Raw genomic sequence first — 18,249 nt, 5'->3', positions numbered from 1 at the left:
GCGATGTCGCGCCTATCGGACCGGCTCGGCGCGTTGAAAACGGCAAGGCTGCCGTCGATGAGCACGGCATCGACGATGATGAGCCGCGCGACGATCTGGCTCGACGGCGAACGCGCGCGCACGCTAAATTCGTCGCCGGGTTTGCCGATAGCCACGCCGCTCTCCCCTTCAGGCGATGTCGCCGCCGCGCTGAAAGCGATCGAGGCGCTCGCGCCCAGGCCCGCGCGTCCCGGCTTGCACACCTTGCGCGTGATCGTCGGCGCGCCGTTCGCGCGCTATCACGCGCTGCCGTGGCAGCCGCTGCCGAAGCCGGAAGACTGGGTGTCGGTCGCGCGCATGCAGGCGGTTCAGTGGGGCGCGGGCGCGGAGCCGTGGCGCTACGCCGTCGCCGACGGCGCGTGGGGACGGGGCCGCCTCGCCGCCGCGATGCCCGAAGCGCTCTGCGCGGGCATCGAGCGCCTGTGCAAAACACGCAAGCTGCAGCTCGGCGGCATCGTGCCGGGCTACACGTTCGCGCTCGGCCAACACGCGCGGCGCATCCGCGATGGCGCGATCGCGATTGCCGAGCTCGAGGAAACCGCGGGCGCGGCGGCGCTCGCGCATATCGGCTTCCGGCGCGGCGGCGGCTGGACCGGCTTCGTCGCGCTGCCCGTGCCCGGCACGCTCGACGATCTCTGGCGCGACGCGCTCGCGCTGTGCGCCATCGATGCGCCCGAGCGCCACTACGTGATCGGGCCGGGCGCGGCGGACCGATGGATCGCGGACCGCTCTCGGACGCAGTGGCTTGCCGCCCCCTGGGACGCATCGTCATGAAAGCGCCCGCCCTGAACCTGCACCGCGCGAACCGGCCAGACGCCGCGCCGGGCTTGATCGCGCTCGCGGCCGGCATCGTCGCGCTCATACTGACGATGCAGTATCTCGACACGCTCACGGAACAGGGCGAAGCGCTCGACCAGCGCGAGAGCGCGATCGCGAAGCAGGAGCAGAAGTTCAGGACCATCAGCAATGCGCATCGTCATTCGGGCGATGCGCAAGCCGCGCAGCTGATGGCGCAGCAGCGCTACGCGGCCGAGCCGGCGCGCGCGCTCGTCGAAGGCGGATGGAATCCGGGCATCGCCCTGCTTTCGCTCGATATCGCGCCGGCGTCGCGAACGATCAACATGCAGTTCGAGACGCGCTCGGCGCAGGAAGCGCTCTCCTACGCCGACTGGCTTCAGGCTCAGCCGGGCACCGAAAGCGTCGCCGTGAAGCGGCAGACCGAAAAGCCGGGGCCGCCTGTGAAGTCGGTGGAGACGAGTCTCCAGGTGACGTGGCGGCCGTTCTTCGGGCAGCCGGTCGCGGGCGCGTCCGCAGCCGCCTCCGAAGGCGCACCCACCGCGCCGCCCGGTGGAGCGCCGAAATGAGCCGCCTCCTGTGGGAACTGCGCCGCGCGCAATGGCGGCTCGGCATCTTCGGCGTGCTGGCGGTGCTGCTGTTCGGCGCGTCGGCGGTGATCGCGCTCGTGCAGATGCTTCCTCTGCGCGCGGACATCGCCGCGCGCGAAGCCGATCTCGATGCGCGCGCCGCCACGTTGAAACAGCCGCCGCCGCCCTCGCCCGACGAAGCGGTCGCGCCCGTGAGCGCCGAGCAGCGCTATTTCATCTTCCTGCACAGCCTGCATGCGATCGCCGCGAAGAACGACATCGCGCTGCCGCAGATCACGTATCAGAGCGCGGCGCAGGACAAGGACTCGCCGTTGAAGCGCTATGTCGTCGAGACGAACTTCACGAGCACGTACATGCAGTTTCGCGTTTTCATCTCCGAATTGCGCACGATGCCAGGACTGCGCTGCGAGCGCCTCGCGATATCGCGTCCGAACATCGGCACGACACAGCTCGAAGTGCGCCTGCAGTGCTCCTTTCTCGTCGAGGCGTCGAAATGAGCGGGCTCGACGTGCGCAGCCTGAAAGTGTCGCGGCCGGTTCTCGGGCTGCTCGTGGTCGCGCTCGGTCTGATCCTGTACACATACTTCCGCGGCGAGCCGGCCGAAGCGCCCGAAGCGCCCGCGCCGGCGCGGGCCGTGCCGAAAGCGCCGGCGGCGGCCAGCGCGCCGGCCGCGAGCGCCGTCGAGACGGCAGACGCGCAGCGCCCCGCCGCCGTCGATATCTTCCCGAGCCAGAACTGGCAGCCGCCTCCTCCGCCACCGCCGCCGGCGCCGCTCACGCCGCCCAAACCGCCGCCGCCGCCCGAGCCGCCGCCGCTGCCGTTCGCGGTCCGCTCGCTCTGGCTGGATCAGGACGGCGTGTTCTACGTGCTGCTCTCCGGGACCGGGCGCGAGTTCACGCTGTGCGCCAACTGCCAGAAGAAGAATTTCCTGAAAAAGGGCGATGTGATTCTCAACGCATACAGGATCGAGGACATCAACCGGAAGGAAGTGCGGTTCATTTACCTGCCGTTGAAGCGCCGGCAAACGCTCGCGCTCGGAGAACTGAAATGAGGCGGCTCAAGAACTTGACGGTCCTGACCGTGCTTTTGCTCATGACGGCGTGCGCGAGCGAAATGCACCGCAAGGGACTGGAAAACACGCTGTCGAACATGCCGCCCGACGCGCAGCTCGAACTGCTCGCGCAACAGACCGTGCAATATCCCGACGACCTCGAAATACGAAGCTGGTATCTGAGCTTGCGGCGGCGCCTGGAGGTCGAATATCTGAACCGCGCGACGGTCGCGTACCGCGCGGGCGATTCCGCGCAGGCGCTCGCGTGGGCGCGCAAGGCGCAGGAGGCCGCGCCCGGCGACGACACCGCCAGCGGCATGATCGACTGGATCGAGAAGCAGGCGCCGATCGACGCGGCCGTGCAGTATGCGGGCACAATTTATCTCGACCAGCCGCAGGAAGCGCTCGGCATCGTCAACGACGTGCTCGCGAAGCAGCCCGACAACGCCCGCGCCGCACGTCTGCGCGACATGCTCGTCACGCCGAAGGGACAGGATCTCGCGCCGAAACTCGACAAGAATCTGGATCAGCCGATCACGGTGCAGTTCCGCGACCAGCCGCTCATCAGCATCTTCGAGCTGGTGTCGAACATCACGGGGCTCAACTTCACGTTCGACCGCGACGTGCAGGCCGCCGCGCCGACGACCATCTTCGCGAGCAATACGCCGGTGAAGCAGGTGCTCTCGATGGTGCTGCAAGCCAATCAGCTCGCGAGCAAGGTCGTGAGCGGCAACTCGGTGCTGATCTATCCGAAGCGCCCGGACAAGGAAACCGAATACAAGGACCTCGTCGTGCGCACGTTCTATCTGGACAACGCGCAGGCGGCGCAGGTGCTCGCCGTGCTCAAGCAGATGGTCAAGACGCGCGACGCCGTGCTCGACGAGCGCACCAACGGCATCATCATGCGCGACTCGGCGGACACCGTGAAAGTCGCCGAACGCATCATCAAGGCGCTCGATGTGGCGCCTGCCGAAGTCGTCATCGATGCGCAGATTCTCGAAGTGACGTCGTCGGATCTGCTCAACATGGGCATCAACTGGCCGAACGGCGCCACCTTCGCGCTGCAGCCGGCGCCGCAAAATCCGAACGACACCCCGCGCGAAACCGGCACGCTGACGCTCGAACAACTCGGCCACCTCAACAGCGGCGACGTGCTGGTGCGCATCGGGCCGGTCGGCGTCAACTTCCTGCAAAGCCAGGGCAAGACCAAGACGCTCGCGAATCCGAGCATCCGCGTGAGGAATCGCGAGAAGGCGAAGGTGCTGATCGGCGACCGGCTGCCGGTCGTGACGACGACGCTCTCCAGCAACTTCAGCACGGAAAGCATCAACTACCAGGATGTCGGGCTGACGCTCGAAGTCGCGCCCGTGATCGCCGGCAGCGACGAAGTGCAGGTGAAGCTGCACATGGAAGTGTCGAACGTGACGGACACGATCACGACATCGACCGGCCTCGTCGCGTATCAGATCGGCACGCGCTCGGCGGATACCGTGATGAGCGTGCGCAACAACGAAACCCAGATGCTCGCGGGCCTGCTCCAGCGCAACGAGCGCGCGACGGGCTCGGGATGGCCGGGCCTGAGCCGCATTCCGGTGTTCGACCGCATCTTCGGCACGCGCGCGAACGACCAGCATCAGACCGAGCTGGTGCTGTTGCTGACGCCGCGCATCGTGCGCAACCAGGCGACGCCGGCGGGCAACGTCATGCTCTTCGATTCCGGGACGGAAACCCGCATCACGACCGAACGCGATGTCGTGTCGACCAGCGAGCGCGCGCGCATGGCGCCCGCGGGCGCCGGCGCACCGCCCGCGCGTTCGCTGCCGCCCCCGCCCCCGCCCCCGCCGATGCCCGCGCCCGCGCCGCTGCCGCCGCCCGTCGCGGTGATGCCGCCCGTCGCGCCGCAGCAGCCGCCCGGCGGCGAGACGCCGCCGAACACACAACCCTGACGCACATCATGCGGGCCGCACGCCATGCAACGAGGCTTCACGATCATCGAGATGCTGGTCACGCTCGCGATCCTCGCGGTTCTGGCGACCGTGGCCGCGCCGCTCGTGCAGGTCGCCGCGCAACGCCAGAAGGAAGACGAGCTGCGGCGCGCGCTCTGGAGTATCCGCGATGCCATCGATGCCTATAAAGCGGCCGGCGACGCCGGCAAGTTCAATCGTTCAGCGGGCGATACGGGATATCCGCCCCGCCTGGACACGCTGGTGGAAGGCGTCGTCGACAAAACCAATCCGAGCGGCGCGCGAATCTATTTCCTGCGGCGTGTTCCGCGCGATCCGCTGTGCGATTGCCCGAGCCGCTCGGACGAGCAGACCTGGGGCAAGCGCAGCTATGCGAGCCCGCCGGATTCGCCGAGCGAAGGCAACGATGTCTATGACATCCATTCGTTATCCGAAGGAACGGGGCTCAACGGCATTCCTTATCGTAAATGGTGAATGCGATGTGGAAGAAAGCGCGGCGTGCGTTCACGCTGATTGAACTGCTGGTGGTGCTGGCGATCATCGCGACGCTGCTCACGCTCGTGGTGCCGCGCTATTTCGGCCAGGCGGACAAGGCGAAGGAAACCGTGCTGCATCAGAACCTGGCGGCGATGCGCGATTCCATCGACCACTTCCGGGCGGATCAGGGGCGCTATCCGCAAACGCTCGACGAGCTCGTGCAGAAGCGCTATCTGCGCGAAATACCGATGGACCCCGTCGCGCAAAGCCGCACGGCATGGACGACCGAGCAGCCCGGCGACGGCACGCCCGGCGTCTACAACGTGCGCAGCGGCGCGAAAGGCAAGGGAAAAGATGGCACGGACTACAGCAGTTGGTAGACGACTTGCGCGCGCTTCGAGGCAGCGCGGCTTCGGCATGTTGTGGGCGCTGGTGTGCGTGGCGCTCATCGGCATCTATCTGATGGAAGTCGGCACCGTGTGGTCGACGCAGGTGCAGCGCGCGAGGGAAGAAGAGCTGCTGCGCCGAGGCGACGCCATTCGGCGCGCGATCGTCGCGTATGTGCAGGCGGATCAGAGCGGCGCGTATCCGAAGAGCTTCGACGATCTGCTGCACGATCCGCGCGTGTCGTTCGTGCGGCGCTTCTTGCGCGAAGCGTATTCCGATCCGATGACGCATGGCGACTGGCTCACGGAGCGCGGCCCGGGCGGCGAGCTGTACGGCGTGTACAGCTCGTCCACGCAGGAGCCGCTCAAGAAGGACGGCTTTCCCGATGACTACGCCAGCTTCGCGTTGAAGCCGACGTATCAGGACTGGAAGTTCACCAACTTTCCGGAGCGAAGTATGAACCGGCGATAGCGCGAGTCGATCTTGCGCGGAGGATCTGAAATGTTATCGATTCGCAGAAGACTGGCGCTGCTTCCGGCCGTGCTGGTGCTGCACGCCAGCGTGACGCTCGCGCAGGAAGCGTGGAGCGAAGGCAGGACCTATTCGTCCGGCGCGAAGGTGACGTACAACGGGCGCGTTTATCAGGCGTTGCAGACGCACACGGCGTATCCGGGCGCGGGATGGACGCCGTCGAATACGCCGACGCTGTGGAAGGATGTCGGCGCGGCGGGTGGAACGCCTGCGCCTGCGCCTGCGCCGACGCCGACGCCAACACCGACGCCAGCACCGACGCCAACACCAGCACCAACACCGACGCCCACACCGACACCATCGAGCTGTTACGCAGCATGGTCAGCGACGCAAGCCTATGCCGCCGCAGGAACGCGCGTGACATACAACGGGCGCAACTATCGAAACAAGTGGTGGACGCAAGGCGATAACCCCGCGCAATCCGGTGCTTACGGTGTGTGGGAGGATCTCGGGGCGTGCTCGGGCGGAGCGCCTACACCCGCGCCTACGCCTGTGCCTGTGCCGACGCCTGCCCCGGCACCAACACCGACGCCCACGCCAACACCGACCCCGACGCCGACACCAACTCCCGCGCCAACACCGACGCCAACGCCCGCACCAACCCCAACGCCCTCGCCCGCATCCTACAAACCGAAGATCACGTACATCCCCGAACCCGCGGGCTATCCCACCGCCGCGCAGTTCGCCGCATCCGAGAAGGCGCTCGTCGATCAGGCGAACGGTCCGCTCATCGCGCTCCTGCGTGACGCGCAGCGCGTACTCCCCGATACCGACGTCAACGCGGTCGTGCCCGGCCGCGCGGCGAACCCGTCGAATGTGAGGCGGGTCGAAACGATCGTGTCGGAAGCGCAGTTCGACAAGTTCTTCCCCGTGCGGCACGTCAAGTATTCGTACGTGAACTTCCTGCGCGGCATCGCCAAGTTCCCGGCCTATTGCGGCGATTACACCGACGGACGCGACGCCGTCGCGATTTGCCGCAAGCTGCTCGCCACGTCCTTCGCGCATTTCACGCAGGAAACGGGCGCCAACTGGCCGTCGCTGACGCCCGCGCAGGCGCGCATCAATGCGGATCACAACAACGCCGTGCTCGCCACGATGCCGCAGAACACCGCGGTTCCCTTCTGGCAACAGGCATTGTGGTTCCTGCGCGAATCGGGCTACGAGGAAGGCTCCGCCGTCGGCGCATATCAGCAGTGCGTGCCTGGCTCGCATGCGACCAACTGGATCTTCTATCCGTGCGCGAAGAATGCCCAGGGCAAGTATCTCGACTACTTCGGACGAGGCTCCAAGCAACTCTCCTGGAACTACAACTTCGGCCCGTTCTCGCAGGCGCTCTACGGCGATGTGAACGTGCTGCTCGACAACCCGGGCAACGTCGCGGATACCTGGCTGAACTTCGCGTCGGCGGTGTGGTTCGCGGTGACGCCGCAAACGCCGAAGCCGCCGATGACCTGGGCCATCGACGGCACCTGGAAGCCCAACAGCGTCGATCTCGGCAACAACATGAAGCCGGGCTTCGGCGCGACGGTGTACATCATCAACGGCGGGATCGAATGCGGCGGCGGCGGCGCCGAAAAACCGCAGGTGACGAACCGCATCAACGCCTACAAGGAGTTCGCGAGGGAGCTCAACGTGCCGGTTCCCGGCGACGAGCCGCTTGGCTGCGCCAACATGCGCGGCTTCCAGGAAGGATCGGCGGCGGCGATCAAGGCGTATCTCGACAAGGACTATTCGTGGGTCAACGGCAAGCCCGCGACCGGCTGCAAGATCGTCGATTATCAGATGCCCTTCTCGCTGCTCTTGCCGGGCGATTACAAGGCCTGCACCGATTACTTCTTCCGCGGCAAGGTGGAACTCAACGGCAAGGTCGAAGTCGACAACACGAAGTGAGCGCGGCGCGGACGACGATCGCGCGCCGGCCGCTCAGCGGTCGGCGCGATAGCGTTCCGTCAGCGCCTTGACGCGCGCGACGTAGGTTTTGGTTTCGGCATAGGGCGGCACGCCGTCGTAACGGTCGACGGCCGCCTCGCCGCTGTTGTAGGCGGCGAGCGCGCGATCGAGATCGTTGCCGAAGCGCCTGAGCAGCCACGACAGATATTGCACCCCGCCGCGGATGTTCTGCGCGGCATCGAAGGGATCGCCGACGCCAAAGCGCAGCGCCGTCGATGGCATCAGTTGCATGAGTCCCTGCGCGCCCGCGCGCGAGAGCGCATTCGCCCGATACGCCGACTCCGCGTGAATCACGGCCCGCACGAGCGCGCTGTCGACGCCGAACGCGGCCGCATTCGCATCGATCTCCTGTCGATACGCGCGCCTGTCGAGCAGCAACGCCGCGACGTTCACGGGCGTATCGGGCGCGCACAGATTGCACGTCTCGATGAATTGCAACTGGATCACCGTCACGTCGCGCGGCGCGCCCTCCGGCATTCGCGTGAGGTAGTGCCGCACGCCGTCTTCGATGTAGCTGTAGATGCGCGTCGCCGCTTCACGTCGCGTCAGGCTGGCGCGGCGCGGCGCGGCGCGCCGAGCGGCAGCGCCGTGTTGGCGCCGTCGAGCGGTCCGATGGCGGCGGGCTGGACCGCGACGGCGCGGCGGCTCTCCGGCGTCGTCCCGCCCGTTTGCGCGCCGGATGCCGAAGCGGGCGGCCTCCATTGCCAGAGCATGCTCAGGCGGCTGCAGTGGGCGTTGCCGTTGCCCGCGCTGACATAGCTCACCGAGTCGTCGTCGCCTTCGCACCTGAGCATCGACGCCGCGCGCGCGGGATTCGCGAGCGTGAGCCATGCGCACGCGAGCGCCAGGCCGATGCAACGGCGCGCAGCGGGCAGAACGATCAACGCTTGGTTTCGCATGGCTCGAACCTTCGGGAAACGGCAGCATTCTGTGAAGAGGCCGCGCGTCTCATCGAAGCATAGTTCGCTTCCCGCGCGGCGCCATGAAGAATGCGCGCCGGTGCGCACAACAGTGCGCGCGTTTGTTTCAACCGTGCCGTTGTCTTTCGCGCTGCGCTGTGCTTCCATGAAGGCGGACTCTTTGCGCGCCGTCATATGAAGCGCCACGACGACGCATTCCGGCAAACCGATTTCCGACCACTTGCGAAGCCGCCATGAGCACGAATCCCCGCTTCGACGCCGCATGGAAGACCTGGCTCGACGACAACATCCGCCGCGGATGCACGCATCAATCGCTGATCGACGCGATGATCGCCAACGCGTTCCATCCCAATACCGCGCGCTCGATCCTTGCCCGCCATATCGCGGGCGACGATATCGGACAGGACGAAGAGGCAGCGGGCGACTATCTGTACGGCAAGCCGATGCTTCCGCCCGGCCGCGTGCTCGCCGCGAGCGACCGCGCCGCGCAGAAACTCTTCAGTTGCGAGGAGCCGGTCGTCGCGCTGCTCTGCGACGTGTTGAGCGACGAGGAATGCGACAGGCTGATCGAAGTCGGCCGCGAATGCGTGCAGCGCTCGTCCGTGGTCGATCCCGATTCGGGCAGCGAAGTGCTGATCGAGGCGCGCAAGAGCGAAGGCGCGTTCGTCAACGGATCGACCGATGCGCTCGTCGCGACCATCGATCGCCGGCTCGCCGAGCTCGTGCAGCAGCCGGTCGAAAACGGCGAGGATCTGCATATCCTGCGATACGGCGTCGGCGGTGAGTATCGCCCGCATTTCGACTACTTTCCCGAAGAGCAGGCGGGCAGCAAACACCACATGCAGCGTGGCGGACAGCGCGTTGCAACGCTGATTCTTTACCTGAACGAAGTGGAGCAAGGCGGCGACACGACGTTCCCGGACATCGGCCTGACCATCCATCCGCGGCGCGGCGCGGCGTTGTACTTCGAGTACGTGAACGAACTCGGCCAGACCGATCCCAGGACCTTGCATGCCGGCACCCCCGTCGAGCGCGGCGAAAAATGGATCGCGACGAAGTGGATACGCCGCGGGCGCTTTCGGGCGCAAGCGTGACGGCGCTCTTCGTTGCCGAAAGTCCGCCGCGCGCCATGTCGCGATCGGATTCATGGGCGAAGCGCTGCACCGAAGCGCGGCCGGCGCAGCGCGTGCGCTCTTTCATTTGCAGGGCCCTGTTTTTTCCCAGGCGCCGTCCGAGTTGCTGGCCGGATTGACGCCCGCGCTCCACCACTTGTTGCGATAGTTGGCGCCGCTGTAGCTGACGCTCGTGCCGGCGGTGGCGTAGGTCTTGCCGCTCGACCACGCCGGTGCGCACGCCATTGTCGTCTCGCCTGAACACGCGCCGAGGTCCTGCCAGGATTTGCCGCTGCCCGAGTTGCGCGACGGATCATCGGTGTTTTCCCAACGCGCGCTGTAGTTGCGGCCGTTGACCGATGCCGTTTCCTTCGTCTTGTAGACCGTGCCCGCTTGCCAGGCGACCGCGCAGGTCCCGCCCGCGCTCGGTGTTGGCGCGGGTGTGGGCGTTGGAGTTGGGGTCGGCGCGGGTGTTGGAGCTGGCGTGGGCACCGGCGTGGGTGTGGGCGTGGGCGTGGGTGTCGGCGCTGGCGTCGGCGTGGGTGTCGGCGTGGGCGTGGGCGTGGGCGTTGGGGTCGGCGCGGGTGTCGGCGTGGGCGCAGGCGTCGGGGCCGGTGCGGGGGTCGGTGCGCCGGTGTAGTCCATCGCGAAGTTGTAGTCCTGCGCCCCGTCGACGTAAATCCGATTCGCCGCCATATCCTTTTGCGCGACGATGTTCGAGTTGTTGTCGATGAGCCCGACGCGCACGTGCTTCCCTTCGGTATTGATTTTCTGCGCGAGTGCATACACCCATGCGGCTGCTTCCGTCGTCTGCGACGTCACCGTGTAAGTGATCGATTCGACATCGTGCCCGTCCTTGTCGAACACACGCAGCGTGATCTTCATGCCGGCCGGCTGATTCGTCGCCGTCGTCGGAATCGGACGTACCTCGCGCCACGTCGTCTTCGACGCGTTGATGATCACATCGCTGCACGAATAGAACGCCTCGGCGCTGTCGTTGCGCTGCCAGATCGCATAAAGCACGCGCCTGCCCGTCTTGCCGGCCGGCAGCTTGCAGTTGATCTTGTAGCGCTGGTTCTCGAGCGTGACGCTCGTGACTTCGCAAAACGGCTTGCTATCGAGATCCGACCATTTCAACGGTTGATTGAAGTCGTAACCGTCCGACGTCATGTAGATCTGGAAATACCGCGTCACGTGCGGCGCGGTGGCATACCAGACAAACTGATAGTTGCCGCTGAGATCGGGAGAAATCGGCGTGGCGGTCCAGTCGCCGCGCGGAAGATCGAGCCCGCGATAATTGCTCTTGTTGCCGCCGCAGAGCGTTCCATCGGGCACGAACGCCTTGTGATCGCCGTTGGGAAGTTGGTTCACGCCGGACCAGTCGTAAAGAAACTGCGGCCCCGTGAGGTCCACCGCGGCCTTGCACGCAGCGGACTTGGGCGTTTCCGCTCCTTCGAGAAAACACGAATAGATCCGGCTGATCGGTGTTTCCATCGAGCCATGCGCCCATACGGCGGGCGGCATCGTCAAGGGAACCAGCGCTGCAATTAACTTCTTCTTTGCGGCAAACATGCGAGCCTCCTTCGCGAAAACGCAATCGCCCATTGTTTTGTTCGATTTTCGAAACGGCTTCTTTTCGATTCCACGGACGGATCAATCGAACCGACTGATCGCGCGAATGAAATTTTGATTTGGTTTCCTAATTTTATGGAGGATCATAGGAATCGAATGACTTTCATTCTAGGTGCTCATTCCCATACAGGGTAGTTCCACACGACTTTTCGGGTTTGAAAATCGGATTGCCGCCGGCAGGATTTTCTCTGTTTCAATCGCGCAATCGTGCGCGCGAATCGCGACCCGATCGAAACTCAAATACGCGCATTCGCAAAACCGCTCCAATAAGACGTGTCTCATTCATTCTTATAAACACTTGCGATAAGGTGGGTTCAGGATCGGACTATTCCATTGGAGGCCCCGCCATGAAGAGCATGCTGCGTGTAACGTCGATCGTCGTTGCATTCGTCTTGTCGACGACCATCGGTATGTCGGGCGCCTCGGCCGCCGGACACGCCGCATCGTTCAGAGTGGCGCTGACCGTTTCGGACACGTGCACGATGGTCGCCGCAACGCCCGTTGCGGATTCGACCTCGAGCGATCTCACGGTGCGCTGCAGCGGCCGCACCGCGCCGTACGTGTTGCAGGGCGGCGATTTCGAACCGCAATTCGGCAAGGCCGTGCGCCTCCTCGCCGGCGAAGGCGATATCCCGGTGGCGCGCTACACCTTGCGCCACGGCACGACGCGAGCCGAATCGCAAGCCAGGACGAAGCGCGCGGAACCGGGCGCCGGAAAAAGCGCAAACGACGATGGCGCCGCCGCGGACGCGCCAGGCGACCCGCTTTCGGAGATCGTGCCGACGACCATCGTGTTCTGAAGGCCGAAGCATCTGATCGCGCGTCGCCGTTGCACTCGCCATTGCACTCGCCATTGATTCGATTCCATCAACGACGCATTGTCGTTCGACGCACGCGACTTAAGAGTCGTCCCGTTCCGTCTCAAGTTTCATCTCATTAATCTGTTCACATGTCGACGGGCGCCGGAAGTCAAGCCCGCTACCGCAAACCTTCTGCAGTTATACGGAGAGAATCAGCATGAAGAGCACGTTCGCCAAAGCCACCCTGGTCGCAGTCATGAGCGCAGCCGCGTTGTCCGTCGCGCCGGGCGCGTTTGCCGGCAGCAAGACCGCCACCTTCCAGGTGTCGCTTACCGTGGAGGCCGACTGCTCCATTTCGGCGAACCCGCTGAACTTCGGCTCGACCGGCGTGATCGACAGCAATCTCGACCAGACGACGAGCGTCTCGGTCACCTGCACGAAAAATACGCCGTACACCGTCGCGCTCGACGCGGGCTCGGCCACCGGTTCGACGATCGCCGATCGCGAACTGGCCAACGCGGGCGGCACGGCGCAGGTCAAATACAACCTCTATCGCGATGCCGGCCATACCCAGGTCTGGGGTCAAACGACGGGCACCGACGTCGTAGCGGGCACCGGCAATGGCAGCGCGCAGCCGATCACCGTCTACGGCCGGGTGCCGGTGCAATCGATGCCTGCCGCCGATACCTACACGTCGACCGTCACCGCGACCGTCGCGTTCTGAGCGACGCGCACGAAGCAGGAAAGAAGCGCCGCGCGCAACGCCCGGCGCTTGCCATTACCTGCGATTCGCACTATCAATGACTGACGGTCGGCCACGACCCGGAGGTCAGCGATGCGACATGTGTTCCTCTGTGCGCTAGCGCTTTTATTGGCGCTTCACGTCGGCTCGTCGCACGCGGCGTCGCTGCAGATTTCCCCCGTCTCCATTCATCTCGACGCAACCGAAACCGGTAAAGCAATCGAATTGCGCAACGATGGCGATCAGCCCATCAACGCGCAAGTGCGCGTTTTCAACTGGGATCAGGCCGACGAGAAGGACTCGATGGTTCCGACACGCGATCTGATCGCAAGCCCGCCGATCGCGCCGATCGCGCCCGGCGCGAAGCAGATCGTGCGCGTGATTCGAGCCGATCGCGCGCCGCCGCCCGCGGAACGGACCTATAGGCTGCTGATCGACGAGTTGCCCGCAGCGGGCGCCGAAGCCGCGAACGCCGTTCAGTTTCGCTTTCGTTACTCAGTACCCCTCTTTGTCTCGGCTGGCGGCGAACAGGGTGAACCGGTGCTGCACTGGTCCATCGTCCCGAAGAACGGACAACCCTTCCTGCGCGTGAGCAACACCGGCAAGCTTCATGCGCAACTGAGCGTCGTCACCATCAAAACAGGCGGCGGCGACGTGCCCCTCTCCACCGGGCTGCTCGGCTACGTGCTCGCGGGTCGCGTGCGCTCGTGGTCTCTGGCCGACATCGCGTCGAAGCTGAAAGGCACGCCGAGCGGCGTGAGCGCGAGCATCAACGGCAAGACTCAGGACGCGCGGATCGAAACCGCGCAGTGACCGGTTCAGGTGCGCCATGCCTGAGCTGCGTGAGCCGCCTCGCTCACAGCGCGTCGATTTTCGAGATAATCGGCGAAGTCGAATACACTCACGGCTTCGTCCGCTGCCCGCCCATGATCATTCGCCCCAAGCTGCACTGGTTCCGGCTGCTTTTCGTCTGGCGCGGCTCCGTGCTGCCGCAGCTTTTGCCCAGGCTCGGGATGATTTTCGCGCTCTCAGTCGCGGCGATCTTCATGCATGACCACGTCCGCCACTATCCGATCGGTCTCGGCACGCCGCCTTTCGCGCTCGTCGGCATTGCACTCGCGGTGTTCCTCGGCTTTCGCAACAGCGCAAGCTACGAGCGCTGGTGGGAAGGCCGGAAGCTGTGGGGCTCGCTCTTCATCACCGCGCGCTCGCTCGCGCGCCAGGCGCTGACTCTGCCGCATCCGGGCGATGCCGCTCAAACGCGCCGCTTTCTGGCCGTCCTGGGCGGCTTCGCGCATGCGCTGCGCCATCAACTGCGCGGCACCGATGCTCTCGCCGATCTCGCGCCGCGCCTGCCGCCGGAGCTGCACACGCGCGCCGCGCACTCGCAGTATCGTCCCGCGCTGCTCTTGCTCTGGCTCGGCGAATGGGTCGCTCAAAGAAAGCGCGAAGGCGCGCTCGACGGCTACGCGGTGCTCGCCATCGAGCACAATCTGAACGCGCTGTCGGCCGTGCTCGGCGGCTGCGAGCGGATCGCGGGCACGCCGCTGCCCTTCTCGTACTCGGTGATGATCCATCGCACGATCTATCTCTTCTGTGCGCTGCTGCCGTTCGGTCTCGTCGACGGCGCGGGCCTGCTCACGCCGCTTTTCGCGTTGCTGGTCGCGTATGCGTTCATGGCTCTCGAAGCGATCGCCGCGCAAATCGAAGATCCGTTCGGCATGGAAGAGAACGATCTCGCGCTCAACGCGATCTGCGATTCGATCGAAACGGCCCTGCACGACATGGCCGCCGATCCCGCGTTCGAACGCGCGCCAAAGCCGCCGACGTCTTCGCCCGAACACATCCTCGACTGACACGGTCAATTTCAGGATTGCATCTGCCGCGCGCGATCGAACTGATTCATAATCCTCCGCGGTTGTTGTCACGGAGATTAGATTTGAAATTGTTCTACAAAGCCGGGGCATGTTCGCTTGCCTCGCATATCGTTCTCGAAGAAGCCGGACTGCCCTACGAAATCGAAGCAGTCGATCTGAAAACCAAGCGGACCGCGAGCGGCGCCGACTTCACGGCGATCAATGCCAAAGGCTACGTGCCGGCCTTGCTGCTGGATGGCGGCGAACTGCTGACCGAAGGCCCCGCGATCATGCAATTCGTCGCGGATCAGGCGCCGGCGAAGCATCTCGCTCCGCTCGCCGACGCGATGTCGCGCTATCGCCTGCAAGGCTGGCTGACGTTCATCGGAACGGAATTGCACAAGAACTTCTCGCCGTTCTTCAATCCCGCGGCGAGCAGCGACTGGAAAGCCGCCGCGATGTCCAATCTGGAGCGCCGTCTCACCTACACGGCACAGCAACTCACCGACAAGCCGTATCTGCTCGGCGATGAATTCAGCATCGGCGATGCGTACCTCTTCACCGTGCTCGGCTGGGCGAAGCATATCGACCTCGATCTCGGCAAGTGGCCGGTGCTCGTCGCGTATCAGGCGCGCGTCGGTGCGCGTCCCGCCGTGCAGCGCGCGATGAAGGCCGAAGGTCTCGTCTGAATCACGAGCGCTGGAACGCGATGAACGAACGGTCTCTTCGGAGACCGTTTTTTATTGCATCGACGTCATCGTGCGGGATACGCCGCGGCGCAAGTAACTGCTTGTCAGCAACTAAAAGACGCGTTATCAAATCGTGGGTCGGAGCGGACTTGGGAGAGCGGCGATGCCACGCTATTCGAAACTCATCCATGCGGTCTTGCCGATCCCGCAACGGTCCGCCGTTCGCGCTCCCGTCATGATTCATGTTTTTTTCGAACAAATAATTTCGCATCACTATTTATTATTTTGCGCATCCAAACCGTGCAGTCGCCGATAAGCGCAACAAACCCCTCCCTCTGCTGCCATGCGCGCGCGGCCCGTCTTTCGCGGAAGCACCTGCGGATGCCGCGTGCGTTTCGCACGCGGGTTCATTGTGCTTTGCGCTATCGCATCGACGGCGGTTGCGCAGGACGATATCACGGGCGGCCCGCCCGGCGAGCTTCCGAACCTCGCCGGCGCGCCGCGTGCAGCGCCCTGGCCAGGCGCGGCGCAGACGCTCGTGCTCGAAATCGTGCTGAACGGCGCGAGCCTGGGTGAGCCCGCCACCTTCCGTTTGCGCGACGGCCAGTTGTACGCCGAGCCATCGACGCTGGAAGATGCAGGCGTGCGCGTCAACGATCTCAAACCAGACGCGGAAGGCTGGATCGCGCTGGCATCGATCCCCGGGCTGCACGCCGAGTATTCCGTCGCGAAACAGCAGGCGATCCTGCAAGTCGACGAGGCGCGCCGCGTCACGCAGCGCATCGGCTATCACACGCCGGCCACGCCGAAAGCGACGCCCGGCACCGGCTTCGTGCTCAATTACGACATCACGTATCTGCGCAATATCGGCGATGTGCACGATGACCAGTTCGGCGTCTGGAGCGAACAGCGCTTCTTCACGCACTACGGCGTATTCGACAACACGGGCACCTATCTGAACGGAATGGGCCTGAATCGCTACACGCGGCTCGATACCAACTGGACATATTCCCGTCCTTCGACGCTCTTCACGATGACCGTCGGCGACACCATCTCGGGCTCGCTCGCATGGTCGCGCTCGGTCCGCTATGGCGGCATTCAGTTGCAGCGCGATTTCAGCCTGCGTCCGGATCTGATCACGTTTCCGTTGCCGGTGTTCGCCGGTTCGGCGGCGGTGCCTTCGGCCGTCGATCTCTATATCAACGGCCTGCGCCAGTACAGCGGCAACGCGGCGCCCGGCCCGTTCCAGATTTCGCAGCCGCCGAGTCTCACCGGGGCGGGCGTCGCGCAGGTCGTCGTGACGGACGCGCTCGGGCGCCGCGTGACGACGAGCATTCCGCTCTACATCGACACCAGGCTGCTCGCGAAGGACCTGTCGAACTATTCGATCGATATCGGTTTTCTGCGCGACAACTACACGATCAGCTCGAACGATTACGAGTCGTCGCCGATCTTCAGCGGACTCTACGGCTACGGCGTCACCGACTGGCTCACGCTACAGGCCCACGCGGAAGGCGGACAGGGTCTTTCCAACGGCGGCGCGGGCGCGATCATCGGCATCGGCGATGCGGGCGTCCTGAGCACCGCGGCGGCGGCGAGCAAGCTGCACGGCATGACGGGCGCGCTGTTCAGCATCGGCTATCAGTACATCGGGCCGAAGTTCTCGTTCACGGTGCAGGCGACGCGCGCAACGGACGGCTATCGCGATATCGCCGCGCTGTCGAATACGTCGATCTTCCAGCATATCTATCAGACGACCGCTTCCGTCGCGCTCGGGCGCGGGCAATCGGCGAGCCTGAGCTACATAGATTCGCTCGACAGCTTCTCGGGGCACGCGCGCGTCGCGACGCTCGCCTACAACGCGCAGGTCGGCAAGCGCTGGTCGCTGTTCGCGACGACCTACCGCGATTTCCTGCAGCGCGGCGTGTGGGGCGGCTCCATCGGCGTGACGTTCGCGCTCGGCGGGGACGTCACCGCGTCGCGCCCCGCCGATTTCAGCGGCGGCTGGGGCTGGTCCGTGCAGGGCGGCGCGGGCGCGGACTATCGGCATGCGTTCGCGGGCGCGAACTATCGCGCGAGCTTCGGCGACTTCCAGGCGACCGCGCAGCGCTTCAACGGCGTGACGACGGCCACCGTCGAAGCCGCGGGCGCGCTCGTCGTGATGGACGGCACGGTGCTGCCGTCGCGCACGCTCACCGACGGCTTTGCGCTCGTCTCGACCGACGGCCTCGCCAAGGTTCCGGTGACGCAGGAAAACCGTCTGGTCGGCGCGACGGACACGCGCGGCTATCTGCTCGTGCCCGACCTCACGTCTTACCAGCGCAACCAGTTGGCGATCGATCCGCTCGCGCTGCCGCCCGACGTGCAGATCGATCGCACGCGACTGGACATCGCGCCGGAGCGTCGCTCGGGCGCGCTCGCGCATTTCGGCATGGCGCGCTACCAGGGCGCGTCGGTGAGTTTCGTCGATGCGAACGGCCAGGCCCTTCCCGCCGGCGCGATGGCGACGCTCGCGCCGAGCGGCGCGACGGCGACGGTGGGCTACGACGGCCTCGCGTTCTTCGACAAGCTCGACGCGAACAACGAGGTGACGATCCACGGCAGGAATCTCGACTGCACGGCCGACGTGAAGTACGCGGCCCCGGCGGCCGGCACGCTCGCGCAGATCGGACCGGTGCCGTGCACCGCGAACAGGAACGATGGGAGGTGACATC

General features: G+C 65.2%; 19 protein-coding genes. 16 read left to right on the top strand and 3 right to left on the bottom strand.

The window, feature by feature from the left end:
* The first annotated feature begins 3 nt into the window (after positions 1–3).
* From AWB75_RS21240 to AWB75_RS21190, 9 genes are read left to right on the top strand one after another with little or no spacing between them, the layout of a single operon-like run.
* The gene (locus AWB75_RS21240) at positions 4–813 is read left to right on the top strand and encodes a hypothetical protein (protein WP_061126038.1); all 810 of its coding nucleotides are present in this window, start codon (positions 4–6) and stop codon (positions 811–813) included.
* On the top strand, positions 810–1,403 hold the full coding sequence (locus tag AWB75_RS21235) for a hypothetical protein (RefSeq protein WP_061126037.1): 594 nt from the start codon (positions 810–812) through the stop codon (positions 1,401–1,403). The genes AWB75_RS21240 and AWB75_RS21235 overlap by 4 nt, the downstream gene beginning before the upstream one ends.
* Positions 1,400–1,921, top strand: a complete 522-nt coding sequence (locus AWB75_RS21230; protein WP_061126036.1) for a hypothetical protein — start codon at positions 1,400–1,402, stop codon at positions 1,919–1,921. The genes AWB75_RS21235 and AWB75_RS21230 overlap by 4 nt, the downstream gene beginning before the upstream one ends.
* Complete coding sequence (locus AWB75_RS21225) at positions 1,918–2,475, top strand: hypothetical protein (RefSeq protein ID WP_061126035.1); 558 nt, start codon at positions 1,918–1,920, stop codon at positions 2,473–2,475. The genes AWB75_RS21230 and AWB75_RS21225 overlap by 4 nt, the downstream gene beginning before the upstream one ends.
* Positions 2,472–4,421, top strand: a complete 1,950-nt coding sequence (locus AWB75_RS21220; RefSeq protein ID WP_061126034.1) for a secretin N-terminal domain-containing protein — start codon at positions 2,472–2,474, stop codon at positions 4,419–4,421. The genes AWB75_RS21225 and AWB75_RS21220 overlap by 4 nt, the downstream gene beginning before the upstream one ends.
* A gap of 24 nt (positions 4,422–4,445) precedes the next feature.
* Complete coding sequence (locus AWB75_RS21215; protein WP_061126033.1) at positions 4,446–4,913, top strand: type II secretion system protein; 468 nt, start codon at positions 4,446–4,448, stop codon at positions 4,911–4,913.
* 5 nt (positions 4,914–4,918) lie between these two features.
* Entirely contained in the window at positions 4,919–5,296 is a 378-nt protein-coding gene (locus tag AWB75_RS21210) for a type II secretion system protein (RefSeq protein WP_061126082.1), read from the top strand.
* A 37-nt stretch (positions 5,297–5,333) separates the two neighbouring features.
* Positions 5,334–5,774 (top strand): hypothetical protein, encoded by a 441-nt coding sequence (locus AWB75_RS21205; protein ID WP_061126032.1) that lies wholly within the window; start codon positions 5,334–5,336, stop codon positions 5,772–5,774.
* A 30-nt stretch (positions 5,775–5,804) separates the two neighbouring features.
* Positions 5,805–7,724, top strand: a complete 1,920-nt coding sequence (locus AWB75_RS21190) for a glycoside hydrolase family 19 protein (RefSeq protein ID WP_096031698.1) — start codon at positions 5,805–5,807, stop codon at positions 7,722–7,724.
* Positions 7,725–7,757: 33 nt separating this feature from the next.
* On the opposite strand, the gene AWB75_RS38155 is transcribed toward AWB75_RS21190, so the two are convergent.
* The gene (locus tag AWB75_RS38155) at positions 7,758–8,282 is read right to left on the bottom strand and encodes a lytic transglycosylase domain-containing protein (RefSeq protein ID WP_200823012.1); all 525 of its coding nucleotides are present in this window, start codon (positions 8,280–8,282) and stop codon (positions 7,758–7,760) included.
* 47 nt (positions 8,283–8,329) lie between these two features.
* Positions 8,330–8,683 carry a hypothetical protein gene (locus AWB75_RS38150; protein WP_200823011.1) on the bottom strand — a complete coding sequence of 118 codons (354 nt, stop codon included), beginning with the start codon at positions 8,681–8,683 and terminating at the stop codon, positions 8,330–8,332.
* A gap of 254 nt (positions 8,684–8,937) precedes the next feature.
* On the opposite strand from AWB75_RS38150, the gene AWB75_RS21180 reads away from it, so the two are divergent.
* A complete protein-coding gene (locus tag AWB75_RS21180; RefSeq protein ID WP_061126029.1) occupies positions 8,938–9,798 on the top strand; it encodes a 2OG-Fe(II) oxygenase in 861 nt (286 codons plus the stop codon).
* Between the two features lie 102 nt (positions 9,799–9,900).
* Here the strand turns inward: AWB75_RS21180 and AWB75_RS21175 are convergent, their stop codons facing one another.
* Positions 9,901–11,388, bottom strand: coding sequence for a lytic polysaccharide monooxygenase (locus AWB75_RS21175; RefSeq protein ID WP_159462794.1), 1,488 nt, complete (start codon positions 11,386–11,388; stop codon positions 9,901–9,903).
* Between the two features lie 407 nt (positions 11,389–11,795).
* Here AWB75_RS21175 and AWB75_RS21170 point away from each other — a divergent pair, with 407 nt between their 5' ends.
* The 6 genes from AWB75_RS21170 (at position 11,796) to AWB75_RS21145 (ending at position 18,245) form a co-directional block, all read left to right on the top strand.
* Positions 11,796–12,248, top strand: a complete 453-nt coding sequence (locus AWB75_RS21170) for a hypothetical protein (protein WP_061126027.1) — start codon at positions 11,796–11,798, stop codon at positions 12,246–12,248.
* 217 nt (positions 12,249–12,465) lie between these two features.
* Positions 12,466–12,972 carry a Csu type fimbrial protein gene (locus AWB75_RS21165; protein ID WP_061126026.1) on the top strand — a complete coding sequence of 169 codons (507 nt, stop codon included), beginning with the start codon at positions 12,466–12,468 and terminating at the stop codon, positions 12,970–12,972.
* Positions 12,973–13,083: 111 nt separating this feature from the next.
* Positions 13,084–13,803 carry a fimbrial biogenesis chaperone gene (locus AWB75_RS21160; protein ID WP_061126025.1) on the top strand — a complete coding sequence of 240 codons (720 nt, stop codon included), beginning with the start codon at positions 13,084–13,086 and terminating at the stop codon, positions 13,801–13,803.
* Between the two features lie 113 nt (positions 13,804–13,916).
* Positions 13,917–14,846, top strand: a complete 930-nt coding sequence (locus tag AWB75_RS21155; RefSeq protein ID WP_061126080.1) for a bestrophin family protein — start codon at positions 13,917–13,919, stop codon at positions 14,844–14,846.
* Between the two features lie 83 nt (positions 14,847–14,929).
* Positions 14,930–15,535, top strand: a complete 606-nt coding sequence (gstA, locus tag AWB75_RS21150) for a glutathione transferase GstA (protein WP_061126024.1) — start codon at positions 14,930–14,932, stop codon at positions 15,533–15,535.
* A 388-nt stretch (positions 15,536–15,923) separates the two neighbouring features.
* The gene (locus AWB75_RS21145) at positions 15,924–18,245 is read left to right on the top strand and encodes a fimbria/pilus outer membrane usher protein (RefSeq protein ID WP_235012186.1); all 2,322 of its coding nucleotides are present in this window, start codon (positions 15,924–15,926) and stop codon (positions 18,243–18,245) included.
* The last annotated feature ends 4 nt before the right edge of the window (positions 18,246–18,249 follow it).

Source organism: Caballeronia catudaia, assembly GCF_001544755.2.
GTDB classification, from domain to species: domain Bacteria; phylum Pseudomonadota; class Gammaproteobacteria; order Burkholderiales; family Burkholderiaceae; genus Caballeronia; species Caballeronia catudaia.
Note: the sequence above shows the minus strand (reverse complement) of the source record. Positions and strands in the feature narration are given on the sequence as shown.